We start from the raw sequence: 22,541 nt of genomic DNA, 5'->3' as shown, positions 1-22,541 counted from the left end.
ACACCCATGCCAAACGCTTCCGCGTCGACGCGCGCAGGCGCGCGCCCCGACCACACGACCCCGCCAGATCCCTGGACAATGGGCAAGTGTGAGGCCATGCGCAAGCTGGCCGAGCAGATCGACAAGGTAGCCGGTACGGAAGCCAGCGTCTTGATCGTGGGCGAAAGCGGCACCGGCAAAGAGCTGGTCGCGCGTGCAATACACGGCCGCAGCCAGCGCGTCGATCAGCCTTTCGTACCGGTCAATTGCGGGGCCATTCCCGCCACGCTGATCGAAGCAGAACTGTTCGGACACGAGAAAGGGAGCTTCACCGGCGCGATCGCGCAGAACATCGGTTACTTCGAGCACGCGAGCGGCGGCACACTGTTTTTGGACGAAGTCACCGAAATGCCGCTGGATATGCAGGTCCAACTGCTGCGCGTGCTTGAAACGGGCACCTTCCACCGTGTGGGCGGCCTGCAACCGGTCAAGGTCAATGTGCGGATCGTTGCGGCGACAAACCGCGATCCCTACAAGGCGGTGACAGAGGGCCGCTTCCGCGAGGACCTGCTGTACCGGCTTGCCGTCGTGCCGCTGCGCGTGCCCCCGCTGCGCGAACGGGTCGAGGACATTCCGTATCTCGCGCAGCGCTTCCTGGACAGCTTCAATGCAGCGGAATCCACTCGCAAGGTGTTCTCCAAGCGTGCCATGGAGACCCTGGTGGCGTATGACTGGCCCGGCAATGTGCGCGAACTGAAAAACGCGATACATCGCGCCTTCATCCTTGCCGACAACGTCGTGGAGATCGCGGGGCCCGCGCTGTCGCGCCGGCCGGCCAAGACGCAAGTCGCCCAGGGCACCTTGAAAATGTGCGTCGGGACTTCCCTGCTGCAGGCGCAACGGGAGTTGATCCTCGCGACGCTCGCGCACCACCAGGGCGACAAGCGCCGCACCGCCCGCACCCTGGGTATCAGCCTGAAGACGCTCTACAACCGCCTGGGAACCTACGACGCCTCGTCGGCGTCGCCGCACTCCGGTTGAACCGGCGCCCGCCGTGCCCTTCGGCGCGGCGGTCAGGACCAATACGGCGGTTGCCCGTAGTACTCGTGAACCGCCGCCGCCCACGCGGGGTCCGCCATGCGCGGCCAGTTGTCCTTATCGAAACCGGCAGCGTTGCGCAAACGCTCCAGGTCGATATCGAGCAGGAAGCACTTGCGGTCCGTATCCAGCGTCAAGGCGCCCCACGGAATCGCGAAGAGCTTGTCGCCGATGCCCATGACGCCCCCGCGCGCCAACACTGCATAGGCGATGCGGCCCGATGGGACGTCGATCATGATGTCCTGCAGCGTGCCAAGTTTTTCTCCTGACAGGTTCAGCACATCGTTGCCTTCGAGGGTTGCCGCAGCCATGATCTCCGGCCCCGGCCCCGTGCCGGATTTCTTGCCGGAACCGACGATGCGGGTTTCTGCCGGCGAGCCGGCCGCGGCGGCGCGCGGCGGGGTCGCGCTATCCCGGCCATGGTCCATGACGCTTCTCCTGCTACAGCGGTACAAAAAATCCAGCCCCCGCCCTCGGAACTTATTACATGGCGTGGAAATTCCGCAAAGCGAACGTGGGCATCCGGCGGCTCGGGAAGAGCCTGGTACCCGCCGGTCAGCATATCGCGTGCCCCAGAAAGCCAATAAATACGCGGGCTTACGCCAGAAATCGGGAAAACGTCTGCGACACCGAAAAATGGCACGTACTTTGCTTTCATCCTTTTTGAATGGAATGGACGTTTCCGTTCCCTGCATTCAATCACGGAGACAGCAATTGGCACATCAAGCCACGTACGAACTCAGGGCGCGTCAGCAGACCAGCCTGACGCCGCGGCTGCAACAGTCCGTCAAACTGCTCCAGATGTCCGCGTTGGAATTCACCCGCGAAATCGAACAGGCGCTGGCCACCAATCCTTTTCTGGAGGAAGGCGACGAAGAGACGGCCGCGACACCTGTTGATGGAGCATCCTCGCCGGCATCCGCCAGCGACTCGGTCATGAGCGAAAGCATCTCGGCGGCGCCCGATATGCAGGCGCCCGCGATCACCGAAGCGCCGCCGGAAGTCGTCACTGAACTGCCGGAACTTCCTGACTTCCAGTCGGAATACTCCGGCGACTATCCTGCTGCGCGCGCGACGGGCGACGGCGACAGCGATGTCGGCCAGTGGGCGCGCAGCACGGAGGATCTGCGCGACCGCCTGCGCACCGAGCTATGCAGTTACCGCCTCGCGCCGCGGGATCGGCTGATGGCGGAATACATCATCGAGGGACTCGACGAAGAGGGCTATCTGCGCACCGAGCTGACCGAGCTCGCGGGCGACGGCGTGTTCGACCCGCCGCCGGAGCGGGAAGAATGGGAGGTCGCCCTGAAGCTTGTGCAGCAGCTCGACACGCCAGGCCTTGCGGCACGCAATCTGGCCGAGTGCTTGAAACTGCAATTGCAAGCCATGGACGAAGATACGCCCGCGCGCGAGCTGGCTTTGCATATCGTCGAAAACGAATTGGAACGCCTCGGCAAGCACGACTTCTCCGGGCTCGTACGCGTATGCCAGTGCAGCGATGACGAACTGCGCAAGGCCTGCGCCTTGATCCGCCGGCTCGACCCCAGGCCGGGATTGCGCTATGCCGAACCCGATTCGAGCTACGTCGTGCCCGACGTCGTTGTACAGAAGTTCAACGGGCAATGGATCGTCACACCGAACCGCGCGGCCATGCCGCGCGCGCGGCTGCATCGCGCTTATGCCGACCTGTTCCGCAATGCCCGGTACAGCGACCGATCGCCCATGGCGCAGGAACTGCAAGAAGCCCGCTGGCTGATCCGCAACGTAGAACAGCGCTACAGCACCATTCAGCGCGTGGCGGAGGCAATCGTCCTGCGCCAGCAGACGTTCTTCGAATACGGGGAAATTGCACTGCGCCCGCTCATGTTGCGCGAAATCGCCGATGAACTGGAGATTCACGAATCCACTGTGTCACGGGCGACGAGCAACAAGTACATGGCCACGCCGCGCGGCATCTTCGAGTTCAAGCACTTCTTCTCGCGGGAGCTTTATACCGACACGGGCGGGAGCTGCTCGGCTGCGGCTGTGCGCGCGCTCATCAAAGAGATGATCGACGGCGAGGACGCGTCCTCGCCCTTGTCGGACGTCGATCTGGCCCATATGTTGGGGCAGCAGGGCGTGGTGGTGGCGCGCCGCACCGTTTCGAAGTACCGGGGCCAGTTGAAGTATCCCCCCGCTGAAATGCGTCGGCAGTACTGAGTCGATGCTCAATGGAAACGGGGCGCCGAGGCGCCCCGTTTGTCTTTCGGTGCCGCGGGCGCCCTGGCGCCCGCATCCGGCGCCGCCTTTATCGCTTCCCGGGCTCCGTATAAGGCGCACCGCCGCCTTGCGTCGGCGAGACGTTGGTGTTCTTGGGATCGGAAGGCAGGCGAGGTTCGGTTTCCTTGTTGCCCGACGTATCGCGCATCACCGGCGCCGTGGTGCTCGGCTGGGACGAGTACGGCGCGGGAGCCGGCGTGCCGGGCGGCACCTTGTCGTTGTTGGGCGGCGTCGCCGTGGAGTCATTCGGCGTGGTGGAAGGCATGGTGGGCGCGTTTTGCTGCGCCATCGCCGTACCGGTGCCAACCGCGGCCGCGAGGATCAACATGGACGTGATACGACTGAGCTTCATTGACGTTCTCCCTTCTTGGCGATGTGGGACCTTTCATAAGCAACCGCTATGCCCATCCTCGCGCGCGCGGCGCTGGCGGCGCGCTTCCGCGGCATACCAATTGCTTATCGGATATGCCCATCCAGGGTGGGCCGTGAGGCCCGTTCCAACAATACAAGGAGTACATCTATGAGCCCCATCAAACTGGCCCTGAGCGCCGCCTTCGTCAGCATCCCTGCCTTCGTCTTCACTGCGCAGGCGCAGACACAGGCGCCTATGACAAACAAGGAAATCGACGCACAGTACCGGGCCGACCAGAAGAAGTGCGATGCGATGAAGGGCAACGAGAAGGACGTCTGCGAGAAGCAGGCCAAGGCTGCCCGCGAGAACGCCAAGGCGGACACCAAGCAGGCCAAGGAACAGGCTGAAGCGCGCCATGACGCCACCAAGGAAAAACGCAAGGCCGACTATGACGTGGCGAAGGAAAAATGCGACGCCATGTCCGGGAACGCCAAGGACGCGTGCCTGGCCGACGCCAAGACGCGGTACGGCAAGTAAGCACCCAGATTGGAGGGGCGCTTCGCGAGAGCGAAGCGCCCTTTTCTTTTTCCGGGGCGGTTTACTGTTTCCACCGCATCGAGTCGAAATGGCCGGCGCCAGACCAGGCATTAAAGCCAGCGCTCGAACAGCCGCGCCACCCCTTCCATGAAACGCGCCTTGAAGCCACGGTCCGCCCATGTCTGCGGGTCGATGCGATGGGACTGCGCCACGTCATCCGTGAAGAGCGCCTCCATTTGCGTTGCGAACGGCGCGCCGAGAACGATGGCATTCAGCTCGTAGTTCAAAGCGAAGCTGCGCCAATCCATATTGCTGGAACCGACCGTGGACCACACGCCGTCGATCACCGCCGTCTTGGCGTGCAGCAAAGCATCCCGCCGCTCGTAGATCTTCACCCCAGCTTCGAGCAGCTCGCTGTAGTACGACCGGCCGGCATGAAACACCAGCGACGAATCGGTGAAGCCTGGAAGCACCAAGGTGACGTCGACGCCGCGCTTCGCTGCATCCATCAAGCCCTGTAGAAACGCCGGGTCGGGCACGAAGTAAGCCATCGTGATATGTATGGTCTTCTGAGCGCTTTGAATGGCCGACATCAAGGTCAGGTAAAGCGTGTAGCCGTCGCGGTCGCCAGGACGGTTCGCGACAATGCGGACGATCAGATCGCCTTGCGCCCGTGCGTTCGGATAAAACTCCCGTGGGTCCAGCGCAGGCCCATGCTGCTCCTGCCAGCCGGCCTGCATCACGCGCTCGATCTCGGCCACCGCAGGCCCTTGAACACGGATCTGGGTATCGCGCCACGGCGCCTTCTTGGGATCGGGCTTTTTGTCGCTCGTGCTGCTGCCGCGCAAGATCGACGAAGACGATCCGCCCGAGGGAGAGGACTCGTAGACTTCGCTGATATTGATGCCGCCGAGGAAACCGACCTGCCCGTCCACGACCAGCAATTTGCGGTGGTCCCGGTTGTTCAACGACCAATCGCCACGGGCATGCGCGGGATTCACCGGATTGAAAACGACCACTTGGACGCCGGCGTCGCGCATGCGGTCGAAAAGGGACTTCGGCGTGCTGAGCGTGCCCACCCCATCGACCATCAGGGCCACCGCGACACCCTCTTTCCGCTTGGCGATGAAGGCGTCGGCAAACGCGCGTCCCGCATCGTCATCGTCGAAGATGTAGCTTTCCATGTGGATGTACTGCCGCGCCGACGCTATGGCTTCCAGCATCGCGCGATACGTGCTGGGTCCGTCCGCCAGCAGGTCGACGCGGTTTCCCGCCACCAGTGGCGTGCCGTTGATGGCCTCCTCCACCTTGAGATGGCGGGCGAGAAAACCGGCCGATGGATCCCCGCCGCCAGGCGATTCTGGAGCAACCGACGCACCGCCTGCCTGGTCCAGTTTCTTGACGATATCCTGGCTGCGCCGGTAGCTGAGCCATCCGGAGCTGGTGGCGATGCGAATCTGGCTGCTGGAAGGAGAAATCGCGGCGGGCTGGGCGTCGGGTACCGTCGCGCAGGCCGCGAGAAAACAGCAAACCACCGCGAGCCATCCGGCCCGCCATGACACGTTCATGATGGTTTCTTATTCTTGGAAGGGGAGTTTACTTTTTCGGCTTTTGTTCGCCTTCAGCCAGCGATGGCGTGGCCTGGCGGGATCCCTGCCGCCGCTCGGCGTCTTCCTTTCGCGGAAAGCCGAAGTCGCGCTTCTCATACTTCGCCTGGTCGTAGTCGCCCTTGTATCCGCCCTGGTCGCCTTTTTGATAACCGCGGTCTTGGGCCGCCTCGTCCCATTCCTGCTCGCGATCGAGCTCATGCGCCACACGAGGCGGCCCTTCACGCCGCGTTTCAGCCTGCTCCCCGGCAGGATGTGTCGTGTCGGCAGGACGACGGTCGTGTTCATCGGTACGTGCAGCTTTCATGGTTTTTCTCCTTGGACATCATGGAATCGTTTGGCCCGCATGGAACTCGTCGAAGCCGGCATCCCGATACAGGGCTTCCGGCGACACGTAGCGGCCGCCCAGACGTTCCACTCCCCAGCCGCCTGCGTCATGCAGCAGCTGGGCGCTTTGCGCCGCCCTTGCGGGCTCCGCCACGACGGCGACGAAAGCGCCTTGGGCACGGTATGGTCGGGCGCGATGCGCGCCGGCGCGCGAGATCAGAGTCGCAATCAATGAGCCAGCCAAGGCGCCGCACGCCGCAATGGCAACACCGTACGGGGCCGGCGTGTCCAGCAATGCCGCAGCAGCGGCGGCGACGCCCGACCCCGCAGCCGCAAGGCCGGCGATTCTGGCCATGGCGGCGTGAACCCGCGCACGGGGCCATCGCTCACGCTGGTCCGCCGCACGGAAGACCGCCACCGCATCGTCGCGGAACCCCTCGCCCATGAGCGCGTGCGCGGCGCTTGCGGCGGCGGCCAAAGTGTCGAAGCGCGCAACGACAATCAACGGCATGGTAGCCCTCGCTCCTCCATACTCAACGCGCCGTTGGCATGATCAGGGCCGGCGCGGCACGACTAGCGCCGGTCGCCAGATGCAAGCCAGGCACCGATCAGGGCTCCCACCAGGGCGGCGACCCCGATGGTTTTCCAAGCGTTCTCGTGAACGTAGTCGTCGGTAGCGGACGATACGCGCCGATACCGCTCTGCGGCATTGCTTTCCCAAGTACCGGCCAGGCTGCGCGCCGATTCCAACTGGCCTTTCAGGCGCTGGCGTGCACGGTCTATCTCTTCGCCGGTGTACGAAGCGGTTGACCTGAGCAGTTCTTCGGTGCCGGACATCAATTCCCGCAGGCTCGTCGCAACCTTCTCTTTGCTGGCCAGGAGTTCAGCGCTATGGGAATTCGTATTCATGGTCTCTCCTTGGAAAAAAGCCTTGCAGATGCCAAAGGTGACGGCGTACCGTAAGAGCCATTGTCGAGCGTGACCTCTGCATTGGCCCTTTTCTTTCGAAACCAGGGGTAAAGCGCTATTTCAGCGCGGCCATGCCAAACCGGCGCTAGCCGCGTTGCAGGAACAGCAGTTGCTCTGCCATCCGGTTGGCCTGACGTCTATTTCAAAAGGACTTCGCATGCGCTCTTCCTCGTACTCGCCACCGCTCGCCGATCCCCCGCCTTCCAGTCCGCACATCCCTGCATTGCCGCAACGGCCGCGTTTTCACCAGCGTCACATCGAAGGTGCGGATACCGTAAGAAAAGAGTTGAGCGAGGGACTGGTGAAGCCACAGGCAGAGATCAGTCCCAAGTTCCTGTATGACGAACTCGGTTCCAGCCTCTTCACCGCCATCACGCTGCTCGACGAGTACTATCCGACGCGCTGTGAGAACCAGATCTTCTCGCGATACGCCGGTGAAATCGTCGGTCACGCCGGTCGGGTCCGCGCCTTGATCGATCTGGGCGCCGGCGATTGCGCGAAGGCGGAAAGGCTGCTCGAACATTTGAAACCGGCCCAGTACGTGCCGGTTGATATCTCGGCCGACTATCTGAAGGCGGCCGTCCGGCGGATTGCGGGCCGCTATCCCGATCCGGATCTGGTGGCGCTGGGGATGGATTTTTTTCACGACCTCTCGCTGCCCGACGAAGTCCTGCCCGAAGGACGCGCGTTCTTCTATCCCGGCTCGAGCATCGGCAATCTGCCGCCGGAGCAGGCGGCCGAGCTGCTGGCCAATATGCGGCGCCAGGCGCCGGGTGGCGCGATCATCGTGGGCGTGGATCTCGTGAAACCGCGGGAGATACTTGAACCGGCGTATGACGACGCGATCGGCGTTACGGCTGCCTTCAACTTGAATCTGCTTCGCCACGTGAACCGCATCCTCAACGCCGACTTCGATCCGGCGCAATGGCAGCACGTCGCCTGCTTCAACGAAGCCCGATCGCGCATGGAAATGCATCTGCGCGCGCGCAAGACCGCCGTGGTCAGATGGGACGGCGGCGAGCGCCGCTTTGAAGAAGGTGAAGCGATCCACACGGAAGACTCGTACAAATACCGCCCTCAAACTTTCAAGACCATGCTCGCGCGCGCGGGTTTCGGGCAGATCCGCTACTGGACGGACGAACGGGAATGGTTTGCCGTTTTCTGCGCGCGCGCCTGAAGGGAGCTTGCATTGGATACGCTCATGGACGCTCGACATCGCGCAACGCCGGCCGCCCCAGAACGTCGCGGTACGTCGCTGGACTACGGGATGGTCAGATCGGCCAGCTTGGCGCTGGCCGCGCCTTTGACGCCTGAAGACTGCCAAGCCCAATCCATGCCGGATGCCAGCCCCGTCAAATGGCACCTGGCGCATACCACCTGGTTCTTCGAGACCTTTATCCTGCAGCGCTATGCCGCGGATTACGCCCCGTTCCACCCGCGCTACGGCTTTCTCTTCAATTCCTACTACAACGCCATCGGTGAACGCCATCCCCGACCGCAACGCGGCCTGCTCACGCGGCCGGCCTTGCAGGACATCCTGGCATACCGGCGCCACGTTGACGCCGCCATGACGCGTCTGCTGCCGGGCCACGGTGATGATGCCGAGCTCGGTGCGCTGGTGCAGCTTGGCCTGCACCACGAACAACAGCATCAGGAACTGATCCTGACCGACGTCAAACATCTTTTGTCGTGCAGCGCGCTCAAACCCTCGTACGCCGGTGCAAAACGGCCCCGCGCGGCCGGCTCGGCGCCGACGCAGGCGTGGCTGGAACACCCGGGCGGCATTGTGACCGTCGGCCATGGCGGTGATGGATTCTGCTTCGATAACGAAACGCCGGCGCACCAGGTGCTGCTGCAGCCTTTCCAGCTGGCGCGCCGTCCGGTCACGCAGGGAGAGTTCCTCGCCTTCGTGGAGGATGAGGGCTATCGCCGACCGGAATACTGGCTTTCCCTCGGATGGGATGCCGTGCGCGCCCATGGCTGGGAGGCGCCCCTTTATTGGGAACATGCCGACGGCGTCTGGCGGAGCTTCACGCTGCACGGAATGGAAGATCTGGACCTGGACGCTCCCGTCACGCACATCAGCTACTTCGAGGCGGACGCCTATGCGCGCTGGGCAGGCGCGCGCCTGCCAAGAGAGGCGGAATGGGAGCAAATGGCTTCGACCCTGGACGGCGTGGACCCGCACGCCAACCTGGCGGAATCGGGCCTTCTGCATCCGCGGGCGCCCGCGGCCGCAAACGGTGCGGGGCCGCTGCAAATGTATGGCGATGTCTGGGAATGGACGGCGAGCTCCTATGAGCCCTACCCCGGCTTCGCGCCTGCGGCCGGAGCCGTCGGGGAGTACAACGGGAAGTTCATGTGCAGCCAGTATGTGCTGCGCGGCGGGTCCTGCGCCACGCCCCGATCGCATATCCGGGCGACCTACCGCAACTTCTTCCCGCCGGACGCCCGCTGGCAGTTCTCCGGACTGCGGCTGGCTCGGGATGCATGAGGATCGCCCCCGGCAATGCGGCCGGGCCGGCAAGGCGTGGGGGGCGGCCGGAATGCAGCGTTGCGCAAGCCATGCCAAAGGAGCTGCCCAACCGTTTTGCAGACCTGAAAAGTGCGTGCTAGAATCACGTTCTTTTCCAGGGAAGCGTAGCTTTCGGCACTGCCGATCGCCGGGCGAAACCCGCGGAAGTTGGCGCATTAGCTCAGCCGGTTAGAGCGACGGAATCATAATCCGCAGGTCCCCTGTTCGAATCAGGGATGCGCCACCAAGTATTTATGCGGCCCGCAGCGATGCGGGCCGTTTTCGTTTCGTCTTCATTTCGCTCCGCAATCTGCCCTGCGCTCCGCAATCCCTGGAGCAGTCCGATCCGGGCACATCCGATGCCGACAATCGGCGGCGGCGCAATTTGGAGCGCCGCCGCGCGGGCCCTGCGCTCAGGGCACAAGGAGCTTCGCATGACCCTCGTCCATCGGCGCCGCCTTGCTGCTCTATGCACCGCCGGCATGCTGCTCGCGGGCTGTGCCGGCGACGGGCGGTTCGAACATCCTGGGCCGCCGCATCCCGGCGCCGCGAATCCGTGGGCAAGCGAGCGCGGCTTTGGCGCCGGGCCTAACTATCCGCCCACGGGTCAATGAGCCCCGCCGCTTGCGGCGCCCGGACACTGCGCATTTGGGCCGGGTATCCGGGAAACCCTGAGTCGCGGAGCGTCCCCGCGCGCGATCACCCAGAAGCGTTGTTGTCCCCGGTATCGCCGGCGGACCCGCCACCATGGTCGCGCCAGGAGGCCACGAGTTCATCGGCCTGCTCCTCGGACTCAGCGCCCAGCCGCAGAAGCAGTTCACCCACCTCGATCCCCTGCTGCTGCGCGTAGGTTTCGATCTCCCGATCGATTTCCGCCTCGTAAAGCGCCATGCGTTCCTGCTGAGCGCGCCCGGCCTGCTCGGTCGCGCGGGCGTCTGCGTTGCGCTCGATCTCGGGGGCTGCACCGAGCAGCCTCTCCCTGCCCTTCGCCATCGCAATTTCTATCCGAATATCGGCCATTTGATACCTCCTGTGGACCGTTGACCTCAAGAAAATCCGCGCGAGGATGCGCAGGAACCATGCACAGGGATGGCTCACAGACCGCGAATCCGGCATGGCAGGAATACTGCCCACACCATCTCAGGAGCATTGGCCCATGACTCGCACCCAGTCTCGCTCGCTTGTTGCGTCCTCGCAACGCCACCCCGATTCGGATATGGCGGGCGTCCGGAGCACAACGGAACGCGCAGACCCGCAAAGCACCATGCATGCCCGCGCTTTCGCCAGCGTGGCCTTGGCCGCCGCTGGCGCATTGATCGCGTCTGGCGCAACGGCCGCATCTGCATCCAGCGCCGTGGATAGCTATGACAAGCTTGTGTCCGCATTGACCGGCGGGCGCCTTCTTGCCACCGTACTGGACCTCTCCCAATGCGACCGCGGGACAAGCATCAAGCCGCCGCCGCACATTCTGGGCGGGATGATGATCTCCCGTTTTCTGATCCCGGACGGAAAATACGTAGCGTTCGCGGATGTGCATGCCACCTTGGACACGGAGAGCCGGCCGATCGTGGAATACATCCGATATCGCGCCATGCGAGACGGCTCCGTCATCGTCCGCTTCGATTCGCGACCCGAGGGGAGCGACGAGGTCACGATGCGGGGAGAGTACCGATGCGGTATCGACAAGGGCATCAGGTTTCTGGACACCGGCGAGCCGCCGGAGCCCTCGCTAGTGCCGTTGGCCCAGACGACGGAGAAGATGACGATACAGGGTAGCGGCAGCCGTGCCGACGATTCCCCCAATGGCGGCAATCTTGACCAGCAGCGCGAGCTCCGGGACGGTAAGGGTATGCGGTAACAGCCGGTGCACCAGGGGGCTGGGCGCCCACAGGCGAAGTCCTTGCGGCACCATGACGATCACGAACCATCCGGCCGCGTTGGCCAGCCAACGCCCGGCGCGTACCCATGCGGGCCCGCGTAAAAGCGCAGCCGTAACCGAGGCCCATACGGCGCCCGCGATGGCCGCCCAAATGGCGGTGCTCAGCGCCGCACCCAATGTACCGCTCGTCGCCATCGCCCTCTTCCACCGTAAAACCACATTATCCCGCCGGCGGCCAGCCGGTCAGGCGAAGGCTGCAGGCATGTTTCCCCGGCGGCAAAGGCCTGTACGGCCAAGTTTCCTGGCGGGGCGGTATCAGTGCCGCGCCGCCCCATCATTTCCGCCAGACAGCAAAAAGCCCCGGCAAGCGGGGCTTTTTGTCAGGCATTCAAGCTTGGAGCTTTACATGACCCGGATCTTGGTAGCTTGCGGACCCTTGGGACCCGTGGCTACTTCGTACTGCACGCGCTGGTTTTCCTCGAGCGAGCGGAAGCCGCTGCCCTGGATTTCCGAGAAATGCGCGAACAGGTCCTTACCGCCCGACTCGGGGGTGATAAAGCCATAACCTTTTTCAGAGTTGAACCACTTAACGACGCCGGTTTCCATACCGATTTTCCTTGCAATTACAAAGGGCTAACGCCCGGGACACGAAACTTTCAAGCTTGGGCCAAGAACAATAGCGGAGACCGGGAAGCACTCTGAACTGTACAAAGATCGCACCGCTTGAAAATCTCCACGACACTATGAACGGCCCCACAATAGAAGTCAAAAGCTTTTCCGGCCTCCTCCACGATAATTGAAACTAAGTGCTACAACGCCGCGCATAAAATGTGGGTCGTCTTACGCGGCGTTGCACATGAAGATTGTGAAGGCGCCCGCCCGTGGATTTGCCGCCACGGTGGCTGTCCTGGACGCTGGCGGAAAGCGTATATATTGGAATACCGATATATCGAGGGCCGCTTCGAAAAACGGCCCGCCACAGACAGGTAAGAGAATGAGCATCATCAGCGTCCGCACGGCGGACTTGGCGGCCGGCATGGCCCTGCGGACCACCCTGGAAGGTGAATTCATAAGAAGCTATGTGGTGGTGAGCGCGCCGGACCTGAATGCAATCGCCGACATCGTTCCACGCACGGAAGTGGAGGCAGGAGGAGAAATCCACGCCACCGCGGTCAGCGACCCGGCCGCGGCACCAAAACAAATCGGCGACGTGCTGGACAATATCAACCCCGGTGATATCGCCGTATTCCTGTGCGCAACGCCGGCGGCGTACGAAGCGGCGCTGCAACTTCTGGGCTACGACCCGAGCAGGATCGACACGGAACTGCATTAACCCATCCGGCGCCCGCTCAGGTCGGCGACACTTGATATACGCGCACGCCTGGACGCGGATTGTTTTCAGAGTACGCGAAGCGCGGCCGGGCGCCATTCTGAATGGGTGCCAGCCGAAAGCCCAAGTCCATGCCCCAACGGTCGGTCTCGCGAACCCACTGGGTGTGGCAGCAAGAACAACGGAACCGGTCCTCGCGGTGATTCTCCCGATGCTTTTCCGTGGGCCGTACAAAGCCCTCGTGAACCAGATTCTGGTGGGCCTGCAGCCCGGGAGTGGCGAGGGTAATGCTCTGGCAAGGAAGGCACATCATTGCGCTCATTGTTTTCTCCAGTATGGCTAACGGCTGAATATGAAAAGTCATTCCGGCTGATACGGCCGGTGTAGTTCTTCGGTACCGCAAGGCTCCGGCACCAGCGCTTCAAGCGCGGCGCGGCCATCCAGGATGGTTTCGTCCACGGACGGGAAGCCGATTGGAGACGAGATGCATTGGACGCGAGGCGAACCCTGACGACGGTCTTCGACCACGATCTTCCAGCCGTACTTGCCCTGGCCCTCCGGATGGACCGTCAGCGTCGCGCCCCAAGCGTTGAAGGTTTTTGCGAAAACTTCCATTGCGTATCGCCTTGCGGAATGGTGCCGGTCCATGAGCAAGCTGTGTGCCTGAGGCGCCTCTATCCGGCTCCTCCCAGGGAAAAGCCCGCCGGACGAGGCCTGGGGATGCCGGCAAAAGCGGGGACACTTCGCCGGGGAACGCAGCAGAAGCGAGGCATATCGACACAAAACTGTGTGGATTCGAAACGGCCATAATTGCGTTGCCGTCGCGGGATGCCCCGGCGAAACGGATTGCGGGCCGGCCCGCGGCGTACGGACGAAAAAAAGCCGGCAGGACCTGCCGGCTTTTCGGGGGGCGTGGAAGTTTTTACAACGACCGGGCCAGTTCGGCGGCGAGACCGATGTACGACCGGGGCGTCATTGCCAGCAGACGCTCTTTGGCCTGCGGCGGCAGCGCCAGGCCTTGGATGAATTCCCGCAAGGCTGCCTCGGTGATTCCCTTGCCTCGCGTGAGGGCCTTGAGCTGCTCGTAGGGCTGGGGCAGCCCGTAGCGGCGCATGACCGTCTGGACCGGCTCGGCAAGGACCTCCCAGCATGCGTCGATATCGGCGTCGATGGCCGCCGCATTGACTTCCAGCTTGTCCAGCCCACGCAGGCAGGCGTCCCACGCCACCATGCAATATCCGAAGGCCACCCCCAGGTTGCGCAACACCGTCGAATCGGTCAGGTCGCGCTGCCAACGCGATACCGGCAGCTTGTCGGCCAAATGGCGCAGCATCGCGTTCGCAAGCCCGATATTTCCTTCGGAGTTCTCGAAATCGATGGGGTTGACCTTGTGCGGCATGGTCGAAGAACCGACCTCGCCTTCCTTCAGCCGTTGCTTGAAGTAGCCCAGGGAGACATAACCCCAGATGTCACGGTCCAGATCGAGCACGATCACGTTGGCGCGCGCGACCGCGTCGAAAAGCGCGGCCATCCAATCGTGCGGCTCTATCTGAATGGTATGGCGATTCTGCGTCAGCCCAAGACCGCGGAGTACACGATTGCTGAAGGCGGGCCAGTCGATTTCGGGATAGGCGGCCAGGTGGGCGTTGTAATTGCCGGTAGCGCCGTTGAGCTTGGCAAGCGGCTGCACCGCCTCGACCGCGTCGATGGCGCGCGACAGGCGCGCCGCCACATTGGCGAACTCCTTGCCCAGCGTGGTCGGGCTGGCAGGCTGCCCGTGCGTGCGGGACAGCATGGGCTGATCGGCGTTCGCCTCCGCCATGGCGGCCAGCTTATCCCGCACTTTTTTCAGTGTCGGGAGCAGCACACCGTTGCATGCACGCGACAACATCAGCGCGTGCGAGGTGTTGTTGATATCTTCGGACGTGCAGGCGAAATGGATGAACTCCGCAGCCCGGGACAGCTCTGCATCGTCCGCGACCTTTTCCTTCAGCCAGTACTCGACCGCCTTGACGTCGTGGTTCGTGACCCGTTCGATTTCCTTGATGCGCGCCGCATCCGCCTCGCTGAAATCCGCGACGATGGCCTGCAGGCGCTGGCGGGCCTCGTTGGAGAACGCCGGCAGCTCAGGCAGTCCTGCTTCCGCCAGGGCCGTCAGCCAGGCGACCTCCACTTCGACGCGGTGAGCCATGAAGCCGGCTTCGGAGAGCAGGCCGCGCAAGGCGTCGCCGCGGGAGGCATAACGCCCGTCGAGAGGGGAAAGCGCGTTGAGCGGACTGAGGGCGGAAGCGATATGCATGAGCAGCGAAAAACCGGAAAGTACGTTGAAAAGCGCGGAAAAACCGCGCGATTTTATCACTCGCGGTCTCCCTGCCCCACCCGCGTGCGCCCGCGTATCCGACACCCCGCCATGCCGTGTTTCGGCGTGGCATCATCCTGCTATACTGCCGCCCGCTTTCCGACTATGACTGTATATCCATGAAACTTATAGGCTCACTTACCAGCCCGTACGTACGCAAGGTACGGATCGTCATGGCGGAAAAAAAGCTGGATTACCGCTTTGAGCTGGAAAACGTCTGGTCGCCGGACACGAACATCCAGCAATTCAATCCATTGGGCAAGGTGCCCTGCCTGGTGATGGAAGACGGCGGCGCGCTGTTCGACTCGCGCGTTATCGTCGAATACCTGGATACTTTGTCGCCGGTTGCGCGCCTGATTCCCCAGTCCGGCCGCGAACGCGCCGCCGTGAAGTGCTGGGAAGCCATAGCCGATGGCGTCCTGGATGCCTGCGTGGCCATCGTGAAGGAACGTCAGCGCCCGCAGGCACAGTGCAGCGAAGAATGGATTGCGCGCCAATACGGCAAGATCCACGCCAGCCTGGACGCCATGAACAAAAGCCTTGGCGAGCACGCATACTGCATGGGCATCAACTACACCCTGGCCGATGTGGCGGTCGGGTGCGCCCTGGGCTATCTGGACCTGCGTTTCTCCGATTTGGACTGGCGGTCGGGCCACACGAACCTGGCTCGCCTGGCGGAAAAACTTGCGGCGCGCCAATCTTTCGCGGACACCCTTCCGCCCCCCGGGGCGTAAGACGGGGGAATCCCGCGACTGCGACGCAGCCGCGGCGGAAAACACCGGGGCGCCTTTCGGCGCCCCTTGTCATTGAAGCGCAACCAGCACCGGCTCAGGCAAATGCGCGCCAGGCCTTGTATGCCATGAACACGGCGAGCGCGAAAAGCAGCACGGCGAAGATCCGCTTGACCGTGGCCACGGGCAGACGGTGCGCCATGCGCGCGCCCATGGGCGCGGTGAGCACACTGGTGCACACAAGGGCCAGCAGCGCGGGCCAATAGATATATCCGAGCATGCCCGGCGTGTGGCCGGCTTCCCGCAAGCCCGATACGACATAACCCGCGCTATTGGCCAGGGCAATCGGAAAGCCCAGTGCCGCCGAGGTGGCAACGGCGTTGCGCAGCGGCACGTTGCACCAGATCATGAACGGAACGGAAAGAAAGCCGCCGCCGGCCCCGACGAGTCCGGATATGAAGCCGATACCCGCCCCGGCTGCAGACGTACCGACCAGGCCTGGCATCTGCCGCGATGCCTTCGGCTTGGTATTGCGCAGCATCGAATAGCCCGAATAGGCGACGAAGGCGGCAAAAAAGGCCGATAGCCATCCGGTATGCAGCGCCGCAAAGACCGCGCCGCCGGACAGCAGGCCCCCGATGATCAGGCCGGGCGCCATGGCCGCCACGATGCGCCAGATGACGGCACGCGCGGCATGATGCGCACGCACGCTGGAAACCGATGTGAAAAGGATGGAGGTCATGGAAGTTGCGATCGCGGCATGGACCACCAGGTCGTCCTGCATGCCATGCCAGTCGAACAGCATGGTCAGGAAAGGCACGAGAACCATGCCCCCTCCGATTCCAAGCAGACCCGCCGCGAATCCGGCGCCCGCACCAAGCAGCAACAGCAAAACCAGCATTGGAATATCCACATCCCGCTCCATCGTTATGATCGTGGTTCGAATGTCGCGGTCCGGACGTGACGCCGCGCCGCGGCGCGGCAGCGACACGGTTCATCGCCCCACGCAGCGGCGCCCTGCCCCTTCCGGCGCGCAAACTACGCGATGATACCCCCGCCCAGGCAAACGTCGCCGTCGTAGAGAACGGCGGACTGCCCCGGCGTCACCGCCCATTGGGGCTCGTCGAATGCGAGTGTGAACGCGGCGGTTGCGCCGTCGCCCAATGTGCAAGGCGCATCGGCCTGCCGATACCGCGTCTTGGCCGCGTAGGCGCCCGGCGCTGGGGGCTCGCCGGCGACCCAGCTGGCGTCCTGCGCATTCAGCGACTGCGACAAGAGCCACGGGTGATCATGGCCCTGGACCACATAAAGGGTATTGCTTGCCAGATCCTTGCGAGCGGCATACCACGCTTGCGCCGTGCCGTCCTCGCGTTGCCGCCCTTTGACCCCGCCGACGCCGATGCCTTTGCGCTGGCCCAGCGTATAGAAGGACAAGCCGGTATGGGTGCCGACGCGCTGGCCCTCGGGCGTCAGTATGGGTCCCGGTGCGGTCGGCAGATAGCGGTTCAGGAATTCGCGGAAGGGGCGTTCGCCGATGAAGCAGATGCCGGTGGAGTCTTTCTTCGCCGCGTTATGCAAGCCGATCTCGTGGGCAATCCGCCGCACCTCGGTCTTGGGAATTTCTCCCAACGGGAACATGGTGCGCGACAGCTGGTCCTGGTTGAGCCGGTGCAGGAAATAACTCTGGTCCTTGGTCCCGTCCAACGCCTTCAGCAATTGGTACTGCGTGCGTCCGCCGCTCTGCACCGCCCGTACGCGAGCATAGTGCCCCGTGGCGATGCGCTCGGCGCCCAGGCTCATCGCGTGATCCAAAAACGCCTTGAACTTGATTTCGGCGTTGCAAAGAACGTCGGGATTGGGCGTACGGCCCGCGGAATACTCGCGCAGGAACTCCGCGAAAACGCGGTCCTTGTATTCCGCCGCGAAGTTCACCGCTTCGATATCGACGCCGATCAGATCCGCGACGCTGGCGGCGTCCAGCCAGTCCTGGCGGGTGGAACAGTATTCGGAATCGTCGTCGTCCTCCCAGTTTTTCATGAAGAGCCCGATTACCTCATAGCCTTGCTGTTTCAGCAGCCAGGCTGTAACCGAGGAATCGACGCCGCCGGACATGCCGACGACGACGCGGCCTTTGGTGGGAGCAATGGAGGACATGGGGAAGAAAATCGCTTGGAAAAAGTGGCCGCCCCACCGGCCAGACCGGCAGCGGTGGGGCGCCTGGCATTTTACCCGGTGGTTTTCCCCTGACGCCACGGAAGGTCAAGTCGTGTATAAGTGTCTCCGGCCCGATATCCGACGAGGAGAGCGCATGCGCATCGGTATTCCGCGGGAAACCCTGCCAGGGGAAACGCGTGTTGCGGCAACACCGGAGACCGTCAGGAAGTACGTGGCGGGCAAGAATACGGTCATGGTGGAGCGAGGCGCCGGCGCCGCGGCTCGCTACCCGGACCACGACTACGAGGCGGCGGGCGCCACGCTCGTGTCGGCGGATCAGGCGCTGTCCGCCGAGGTGGTGCTGAAAGTCAGGCGCCCACATGGCGATGAACTGGCCGCCTTGAAGCGTGGCTCCATCGTGATCGGCATGTTGGACCCGTTCGATACCGAAGGCATCGCACGGCTGGCCGCCACGGGAGTGACCGCGTTCGCCCTGGAGGCCGCGCCGCGCATCACCCGCGCGCAGAGCCTGGATGTTCTATCGTCCCAAGCCAATGTCGCGGGCTACAAGGCGGTGCTGCTCGCCGCCCATTACTACGGCCGACTCTTCCCGATGATGATGACCGCCGCCGGCACGCTGAAGGCCGCGCGGGCCGTGATCCTGGGCGCCGGCGTTGCCGGCCTTCAGGCCATCGCAACGGCGAGACGGCTGGGCGCCGTGGTAGAGGCTTCGGACGTGCGGCCCGCTGCCAAGGAGCAAGTGGAATCTCTGGGCGCCAAGTTTATCGACGTGCCGTTCGAGACCGAGGAGGAGCGACAGATCGCAGAGGGCACGGGCGGCTATGCCCGGCCCATGCCTGCCGCCTGGATGGCGCGGCAAGCCGAGATGGTCGCCGCACGCTGCAGACAAGCCGACATCGTCATCACGACGGCCCTTATCCCGGGCCGTCCGGCGCCCATGCTGGTGTCGGCCGAGACGGTGCAGAACATGAAGCCTGGCTCGGTGGTGGTCGATCTTGCCGTCGAGCGCGGGGGCAATTGCCCCTTGTCCGAACCAGGACGTGTCGTGGAGAAACATGGCGTGACCCTGGTCGGGCTGACCAATCTGCCGGCGCTGGTGCCCACCGATGCCTCGGCCCTGTACGCCCGCAATCTGCTGGAGTTCATGAAGCTCATCGTGGACAGGGACGGCGCGCTGGCGATCCAGTGGGAAGACGAAATCGTGACGGGGTGTGCTGTGGGTAACGCGCCCCCGCAGCGCTAGCGCGCTTCCCTCTCAAGGGGGCGGCGCTGCGGACCGGCGGAGCCGGATCCGCGCGTCCCCGATCACGGTACCGGTTTTGTGCGCCGGTCCATTTGAGGGGGGTGGCTTTCTGGAGTTTGGGGCCCCTGTTGGTTTGGAGGCCGCGTTTGTTTGATGCGGTGGCTGCAGCGCAATGGAGAACTGAGATGGATGCCATCAGTCCGACCCTGATCAACGTAATCATATTCGTGCTCGCCGTGTACGTCGGCTACCACGTCGTATGGAATGTGACGCCGGCCTTGCATACGCCGCTGATGGCGGTGACCAATGCCATCTCGGCCATCATCATCGTCGGGGCGATGCTTGCCGCCGCGCTGACCGAAGGCAACCTTGCGCGGAGCATGGGTGTGCTGGCGGTTGCCCTGGCTGCGGTAAACGTTTTCGGGGGCTTTCTGGTAACTCGGCGCATGCTCGAGATGTTCAGAAAGAAGGAAAGGAAAACGCGCGGGGAGGACGCCTGATGATTTCCCTGAACGTCGTTACCCTGCTTTACCTGGTCGCCTCCGTCTGCTTCATCCAGGCGTTGAAGGGCCTGTCGCATCCCACCACATCGCGCTTGGGCAACGCATTCGGCATGGCGGGCATGGCGATCGCGGTCCTGACGACGGGCGCGTTGATCGTCGGCCTCGCCGGACCGGGAATCGCCGGGATGGGGCTTGGCTGGGTGTTGCTTGGACTGCTGATCGGCGGCACGGCGGGCACCATCATGGCCGGGCGCGTGGAAATGACCAAGATGCCGGAGCTCGTGGCCTTCATGCACAGCATGATCGGTCTGGCAGCCGTGGCGATTGCCGTCGCTGTGGTGGCCGAGCCGCACGCCTTCGGCATCGCGCCCATGGGCGCCCTTCTCCCCATGGGAAACCGGGTGGAAATCTTCATCGGGACCTTCGTTGGCGCAATCACGTTCTCAGGATCCGTCATTGCCTTCGGCAAGCTTTCTGGCCGCTATCGCTTCCGCCTGTTCCAAGGTGCACCGGTGGTGTTCCGGGGGCAACACGCCCTCAATCTGGTGCTGGCGATCGTCATGCTCGCTTGCGGCGTGGCGTTTGTATTGCAGCCCTCGTGGACGCCTTTCGCCGCAATGACGGCGATCGCGTTCGTGCTGGGTGTGCTGATCATCATCCCCATCGGCGGGGCCGACATGCCGGTGGTCGTGTCGATGTTGAACAGTTATTCCGGCTGGGCGGCGGCCGGCATCGGCTTTTCGCTGAACAATCCGATGCTGATCATCGCCGGATCGCTGGTGGGATCCTCCGGCGCCATTCTTTCCTACATCATGTGCAAGGCGATGAACCGCTCGTTCTTCAACGTGCTGCTGGGCGGCTTCGGCAACGGCGGGGAACAGGGCTCCGCAGGGGCGGCCGACACGCAGCGCAACGTCAAATCCGGCAGCGCCGAAGACGCCGCCTTTGTCCTGGCGAACGCGGAATCGGTCATCATCGTGCCGGGCTACGGCCTGGCGGTGGCGCGCGCCCAGCATGCCCTGAAGGAGCTGGCCGCCAAGCTAACGGACGCGGGGGTCACCGTCCGTTATGCGATCCATCCCGTCGCGGGCAGAATGCCGGGGCATATGAACGTGCTGCTCGCCGAAGCGGAAGTGCCCTACGACCAGGTCTTCGAGATGGACGACATCAACGGCGAGTTCGGGCAGACCGATGTCGTGCTGATTCTTGGTGCGAACGACGTGGTCAATCCAGCGGCGAAGAACGATCCGAAATCGCCGATCGCAGGCATGCCGATTCTGGAGGCGTACAAGGCCAGGACCATCATCGTGAACAAGCGGTCCATGGCCGCCGGCTACGCCGGCCTGGACAACGAGTTGTTCTACATGGACCGCACCATGATGGTGTTCGGCGACGCCAAGAAGGTCATTGAGGATATGGTCAAGGCAGTGGCTTAGCCCTTGCAGGCACCAGCGGGGCTTCGCAGACCTTCATCGACGATTTCGATCCAGTGGCGCACCGGGATGGCCGTCCCGCTTTGCAGATGCGTGATGCATCCGATGTTCGAGGACAGGATGACATCCGGAGCCGCCGGCGCGATCGCAGCCAACTTGCGATCCCGCAACGTGGCCGCCATTCCGGGATTCATCACCGAATAAGCGCCGGCGGAACCGCAGCACAAGTGACGGTCCGCAAACGGCTGCAGATCGAAGCCGAGATCCGCCAACAGCTTGTCGGCAAGCGGCCGCAGTCCCTGCCAGTGCTGAAGCGTGCACGGCGGATGAAAAGCGGCGCGCACCGGCGTTTTCAAACGTTGCCGCAGTTCGCCGGCGTGCGGCGCCACCACTTCGGAAACATCACGCACCAGCGACACGACTCGCGCGGCACGGCCGGCATAGGCGGAATCCTTGCGCAGATGATGCGCGTACTCCTTCACCATCGCACCGCACCCGGATGCGTTCATCACGATCGCCTCGACCTTGCCGCTCTCGACCAGCGGCCACCACGCATCGATGTTGGCGCGCATTTGGGCCAGCGCCGCCGGGACGTCATCCAGATGCAGGTTGATCGCCCCGCAACAGCCGCCGCCGGCCGCAACGATGCTGCCGATACCGAGCGCGTCCAGCACCCGTATGGTGGCCGCGTCGATGCTGGGCATCATGGAAGGCTGCACGCACCCCGCGAGCAGGAGCACCTGCCTGGAATGCGCGCGGGTATCGGGCAATGGTCCGGCCGGACGCCGAACGGGCACCTTGGCCTGTATGGCGCGGGGCAAGAGGGGCCGCAAGGTCTGTCCCAAACGCATCGCGGGCGCGAACCACCGGGAGTTGAGTCCCTTGCGCAGCAAGGCCCGCGCGGCACGCTCGGTCCACGGACGGCGCACCCGCTCGGCTGTCAATGCACGGCCGATATCGACGAGGTGGCCGTACTGGACGCCGGACGGACATGTTGTTTCGCAATTGCGGCATGTCAGGCAGCGGTCCAGATGGGTCTGGGTGGAACGGGTCGGCTCCGCGCCCTCCAGCATCTGCTTGATCAGGTAGATACGGCCGCGCGGACCGTCCAGCTCGTCGCCCAACACCTGATAAGTCGGGCACGTGGCCGTGCAGAAACCGCAATGCACGCAGCGGCGCAGGATGGCGTCGGCTTCGCGGCCGTAATCCGTATCGCGCGCCCAGGAAGCGATTTGGGTTTGCATG

At 63.6% G+C, this 22,541-nt stretch carries 24 protein-coding genes and 1 tRNA gene; 12 read left to right on the top strand and 13 right to left on the bottom strand.

Going from position 1 to position 22,541, the window contains the following annotated elements; genetic code table 11:
• The first annotated feature begins 6 nt into the window (after positions 1-6).
• Positions 7-1,020, top strand: a complete 1,014-nt coding sequence (locus CAL13_RS08190; protein WP_086056968.1) for a sigma-54 interaction domain-containing protein — start codon at positions 7-9, stop codon at positions 1,018-1,020.
• A gap of 32 nt (positions 1,021-1,052) precedes the next feature.
• On the opposite strand, the gene CAL13_RS08185 is transcribed toward CAL13_RS08190, so the two are convergent.
• Positions 1,053-1,505 carry a PRC-barrel domain-containing protein gene (locus CAL13_RS08185; RefSeq protein ID WP_086072050.1) on the bottom strand — a complete coding sequence of 151 codons (453 nt, stop codon included), beginning with the start codon at positions 1,503-1,505 and terminating at the stop codon, positions 1,053-1,055.
• A gap of 244 nt (positions 1,506-1,749) precedes the next feature.
• Between CAL13_RS08185 and CAL13_RS08180 the strand changes: the two genes are divergently transcribed.
• Positions 1,750-3,276, top strand: a complete 1,527-nt coding sequence (locus CAL13_RS08180) for an RNA polymerase factor sigma-54 (protein WP_086072049.1) — start codon at positions 1,750-1,752, stop codon at positions 3,274-3,276.
• 88 nt (positions 3,277-3,364) lie between these two features.
• Here CAL13_RS08180 and CAL13_RS08175 read toward each other — a convergent pair whose 3' ends face one another.
• Positions 3,365-3,688 carry a hypothetical protein gene (locus CAL13_RS08175; protein WP_086072048.1) on the bottom strand — a complete coding sequence of 108 codons (324 nt, stop codon included), beginning with the start codon at positions 3,686-3,688 and terminating at the stop codon, positions 3,365-3,367.
• 168 nt (positions 3,689-3,856) lie between these two features.
• On the opposite strand from CAL13_RS08175, the gene CAL13_RS08170 reads away from it, so the two are divergent.
• Complete coding sequence (locus tag CAL13_RS08170) at positions 3,857-4,225, top strand: hypothetical protein (RefSeq protein WP_086072047.1); 369 nt, start codon at positions 3,857-3,859, stop codon at positions 4,223-4,225.
• Positions 4,226-4,335: 110 nt separating this feature from the next.
• On the opposite strand, the gene CAL13_RS08165 is transcribed toward CAL13_RS08170, so the two are convergent.
• From CAL13_RS08165 to CAL13_RS08150, 4 genes are all read right to left on the bottom strand, one after another.
• Entirely contained in the window at positions 4,336-5,793 is a 1,458-nt protein-coding gene (locus tag CAL13_RS08165; RefSeq protein ID WP_086056963.1) for a phospholipase D-like domain-containing protein, read from the bottom strand.
• Positions 5,794-5,821: 28 nt separating this feature from the next.
• Entirely contained in the window at positions 5,822-6,139 is a 318-nt protein-coding gene (locus tag CAL13_RS08160) for a hypothetical protein (RefSeq protein WP_157664422.1), read from the bottom strand.
• An 18-nt stretch (positions 6,140-6,157) separates the two neighbouring features.
• Positions 6,158-6,670 carry a hypothetical protein gene (locus CAL13_RS08155; RefSeq protein WP_086056961.1) on the bottom strand — a complete coding sequence of 171 codons (513 nt, stop codon included), beginning with the start codon at positions 6,668-6,670 and terminating at the stop codon, positions 6,158-6,160.
• Positions 6,671-6,732: 62 nt separating this feature from the next.
• On the bottom strand, positions 6,733-7,068 hold the full coding sequence (locus tag CAL13_RS08150; RefSeq protein ID WP_086056960.1) for a DUF883 family protein: 336 nt from the start codon (positions 7,066-7,068) through the stop codon (positions 6,733-6,735).
• A 346-nt stretch (positions 7,069-7,414) separates the two neighbouring features.
• Between CAL13_RS08150 and egtD the strand changes: the two genes are divergently transcribed.
• The 3 genes from egtD (at position 7,415) to CAL13_RS08135 (ending at position 9,890) form a co-directional block, all read left to right on the top strand.
• The gene (egtD, locus tag CAL13_RS08145) at positions 7,415-8,305 is read left to right on the top strand and encodes an L-histidine N(alpha)-methyltransferase (RefSeq protein WP_232467792.1); all 891 of its coding nucleotides are present in this window, start codon (positions 7,415-7,417) and stop codon (positions 8,303-8,305) included.
• Between the two features lie 24 nt (positions 8,306-8,329).
• Positions 8,330-9,622 carry an ergothioneine biosynthesis protein EgtB gene (gene egtB, locus CAL13_RS08140; protein ID WP_086072045.1) on the top strand — a complete coding sequence of 431 codons (1,293 nt, stop codon included), beginning with the start codon at positions 8,330-8,332 and terminating at the stop codon, positions 9,620-9,622.
• Between the two features lie 191 nt (positions 9,623-9,813).
• Positions 9,814-9,890 (top strand) — tRNA-Met (locus tag CAL13_RS08135).
• A gap of 452 nt (positions 9,891-10,342) precedes the next feature.
• Here CAL13_RS08135 and CAL13_RS08125 read toward each other — a convergent pair.
• On the bottom strand, positions 10,343-10,663 hold the full coding sequence (locus CAL13_RS08125; RefSeq protein WP_086072043.1) for a hypothetical protein: 321 nt from the start codon (positions 10,661-10,663) through the stop codon (positions 10,343-10,345).
• A gap of 136 nt (positions 10,664-10,799) precedes the next feature.
• On the opposite strand from CAL13_RS08125, the gene CAL13_RS08120 reads away from it, so the two are divergent.
• Positions 10,800-11,501, top strand: a complete 702-nt coding sequence (locus CAL13_RS08120) for a VirK family protein (protein WP_157664823.1) — start codon at positions 10,800-10,802, stop codon at positions 11,499-11,501.
• Between the two features lie 423 nt (positions 11,502-11,924).
• On the opposite strand, the gene CAL13_RS08115 is transcribed toward CAL13_RS08120, so the two are convergent.
• The gene (locus CAL13_RS08115) at positions 11,925-12,128 is read right to left on the bottom strand and encodes a cold-shock protein (protein ID WP_086056956.1); all 204 of its coding nucleotides are present in this window, start codon (positions 12,126-12,128) and stop codon (positions 11,925-11,927) included.
• Positions 12,129-12,516: 388 nt separating this feature from the next.
• Here CAL13_RS08115 and CAL13_RS08110 point away from each other — a divergent pair, with 388 nt between their 5' ends.
• Positions 12,517-12,855, top strand: a complete 339-nt coding sequence (locus tag CAL13_RS08110) for a hypothetical protein (protein ID WP_086072041.1) — start codon at positions 12,517-12,519, stop codon at positions 12,853-12,855.
• Positions 12,856-13,212: 357 nt separating this feature from the next.
• Here the strand turns inward: CAL13_RS08110 and CAL13_RS08100 are convergent, their stop codons facing one another.
• A complete protein-coding gene (locus tag CAL13_RS08100) occupies positions 13,213-13,467 on the bottom strand; it encodes a hypothetical protein (protein ID WP_086072040.1) in 255 nt (84 codons plus the stop codon).
• A 307-nt stretch (positions 13,468-13,774) separates the two neighbouring features.
• Complete coding sequence (gene purB / locus CAL13_RS08095; RefSeq protein ID WP_086073563.1) at positions 13,775-15,151, bottom strand: adenylosuccinate lyase; 1,377 nt, start codon at positions 15,149-15,151, stop codon at positions 13,775-13,777.
• Between the two features lie 179 nt (positions 15,152-15,330).
• On the opposite strand from purB, the gene CAL13_RS08090 reads away from it, so the two are divergent.
• On the top strand, positions 15,331-15,945 hold the full coding sequence (locus tag CAL13_RS08090) for a glutathione S-transferase (RefSeq protein ID WP_086056952.1): 615 nt from the start codon (positions 15,331-15,333) through the stop codon (positions 15,943-15,945).
• Between the two features lie 94 nt (positions 15,946-16,039).
• Here the strand turns inward: CAL13_RS08090 and CAL13_RS08085 are convergent, their stop codons facing one another.
• Positions 16,040-16,855: a sulfite exporter TauE/SafE family protein gene (locus CAL13_RS08085; protein WP_086072039.1), complete on the bottom strand. Its 816-nt coding sequence runs from the start codon at positions 16,853-16,855 to the stop codon at positions 16,040-16,042.
• 125 nt (positions 16,856-16,980) lie between these two features.
• The gene (mnmA, locus tag CAL13_RS08080) at positions 16,981-18,096 is read right to left on the bottom strand and encodes a tRNA 2-thiouridine(34) synthase MnmA (RefSeq protein ID WP_086056951.1); all 1,116 of its coding nucleotides are present in this window, start codon (positions 18,094-18,096) and stop codon (positions 16,981-16,983) included.
• Between the two features lie 154 nt (positions 18,097-18,250).
• Here mnmA and CAL13_RS08075 point away from each other — a divergent pair, with 154 nt between their 5' ends.
• The 3 genes from CAL13_RS08075 to CAL13_RS08065 all read left to right on the top strand — a co-directional run bounded on the left by CAL13_RS08075 (position 18,251) and on the right by CAL13_RS08065 (position 21,299).
• Positions 18,251-19,360, top strand: coding sequence for a Re/Si-specific NAD(P)(+) transhydrogenase subunit alpha (locus CAL13_RS08075; protein ID WP_086072038.1), 1,110 nt, complete (start codon positions 18,251-18,253; stop codon positions 19,358-19,360).
• A gap of 185 nt (positions 19,361-19,545) precedes the next feature.
• The gene (locus CAL13_RS08070) at positions 19,546-19,860 is read left to right on the top strand and encodes an NAD(P) transhydrogenase subunit alpha (RefSeq protein WP_086056949.1); all 315 of its coding nucleotides are present in this window, start codon (positions 19,546-19,548) and stop codon (positions 19,858-19,860) included.
• Positions 19,860-21,299: an NAD(P)(+) transhydrogenase (Re/Si-specific) subunit beta gene (locus CAL13_RS08065; RefSeq protein ID WP_086072037.1), complete on the top strand. Its 1,440-nt coding sequence runs from the start codon at positions 19,860-19,862 to the stop codon at positions 21,297-21,299. The genes CAL13_RS08070 and CAL13_RS08065 overlap by 1 nt, the downstream gene beginning before the upstream one ends.
• On the opposite strand, the gene glcF is transcribed toward CAL13_RS08065, so the two are convergent.
• On the bottom strand, positions 21,296-22,540 hold the full coding sequence (glcF, locus tag CAL13_RS08060) for a glycolate oxidase subunit GlcF (protein WP_086072036.1): 1,245 nt from the start codon (positions 22,538-22,540) through the stop codon (positions 21,296-21,298). The genes CAL13_RS08065 and glcF overlap by 4 nt on opposite strands.
• Position 22,541: the final 1 nt, after the last annotated feature.

The organism is Bordetella genomosp. 9 (assembly GCF_002119725.1).
Lineage (GTDB): Bacteria > Pseudomonadota > Gammaproteobacteria > Burkholderiales > Burkholderiaceae_B > Bordetella_C.
The sequence above is the reverse complement of the archived record's forward strand: the minus strand, read 5'-3'. Positions and strand labels throughout refer to the sequence as shown.

Coding starts and splice junctions, on each gene's coding strand:
- CAL13_RS08150 (WP_086056960.1), bottom strand. CDS start 7,068: ATGAATACGAATTCCCATAGCGCTGAACTCCTGGCCAGCAAAGAGAAG.
- CAL13_RS08065 (WP_086072037.1), top strand. CDS start 19,860: ATGATTTCCCTGAACGTCGTTACCCTGCTTTACCTGGTCGCCTCCGTC.
- CAL13_RS08165 (WP_086056963.1), bottom strand. CDS start 5,793: ATGAACGTGTCATGGCGGGCCGGATGGCTCGCGGTGGTTTGCTGTTTT.
- CAL13_RS08090 (WP_086056952.1), top strand. CDS start 15,331: ATGAAACTTATAGGCTCACTTACCAGCCCGTACGTACGCAAGGTACGG.
- CAL13_RS08070 (WP_086056949.1), top strand. CDS start 19,546: ATGGATGCCATCAGTCCGACCCTGATCAACGTAATCATATTCGTGCTC.
- egtB (WP_086072045.1), top strand. CDS start 8,330: ATGGACGCTCGACATCGCGCAACGCCGGCCGCCCCAGAACGTCGCGGT.
- glcF (WP_086072036.1), bottom strand. CDS start 22,540: ATGCAAACCCAAATCGCTTCCTGGGCGCGCGATACGGATTACGGCCGC.
- purB (WP_086073563.1), bottom strand. CDS start 15,151: ATGCATATCGCTTCCGCCCTCAGTCCGCTCAACGCGCTTTCCCCTCTC.
- CAL13_RS08155 (WP_086056961.1), bottom strand. CDS start 6,670: ATGCCGTTGATTGTCGTTGCGCGCTTCGACACTTTGGCCGCCGCCGCA.
- CAL13_RS08190 (WP_086056968.1), top strand. CDS start 7: ATGCCAAACGCTTCCGCGTCGACGCGCGCAGGCGCGCGCCCCGACCAC.
- CAL13_RS08120 (WP_157664823.1), top strand. CDS start 10,800: ATGACTCGCACCCAGTCTCGCTCGCTTGTTGCGTCCTCGCAACGCCAC.
- CAL13_RS08075 (WP_086072038.1), top strand. CDS start 18,251: ATGCGCATCGGTATTCCGCGGGAAACCCTGCCAGGGGAAACGCGTGTT.
- CAL13_RS08115 (WP_086056956.1), bottom strand. CDS start 12,128: ATGGAAACCGGCGTCGTTAAGTGGTTCAACTCTGAAAAAGGTTATGGC.
- CAL13_RS08110 (WP_086072041.1), top strand. CDS start 12,517: ATGAGCATCATCAGCGTCCGCACGGCGGACTTGGCGGCCGGCATGGCC.
- CAL13_RS08160 (WP_157664422.1), bottom strand. CDS start 6,139: ATGAAAGCTGCACGTACCGATGAACACGACCGTCGTCCTGCCGACACG.
- CAL13_RS08175 (WP_086072048.1), bottom strand. CDS start 3,688: ATGAAGCTCAGTCGTATCACGTCCATGTTGATCCTCGCGGCCGCGGTT.
- CAL13_RS08100 (WP_086072040.1), bottom strand. CDS start 13,467: ATGGAAGTTTTCGCAAAAACCTTCAACGCTTGGGGCGCGACGCTGACG.
- CAL13_RS08185 (WP_086072050.1), bottom strand. CDS start 1,505: ATGGACCATGGCCGGGATAGCGCGACCCCGCCGCGCGCCGCCGCGGCC.
- mnmA (WP_086056951.1), bottom strand. CDS start 18,096: ATGTCCTCCATTGCTCCCACCAAAGGCCGCGTCGTCGTCGGCATGTCC.
- CAL13_RS08170 (WP_086072047.1), top strand. CDS start 3,857: ATGAGCCCCATCAAACTGGCCCTGAGCGCCGCCTTCGTCAGCATCCCT.
- CAL13_RS08125 (WP_086072043.1), bottom strand. CDS start 10,663: ATGGCCGATATTCGGATAGAAATTGCGATGGCGAAGGGCAGGGAGAGG.
- CAL13_RS08180 (WP_086072049.1), top strand. CDS start 1,750: ATGGACGTTTCCGTTCCCTGCATTCAATCACGGAGACAGCAATTGGCA.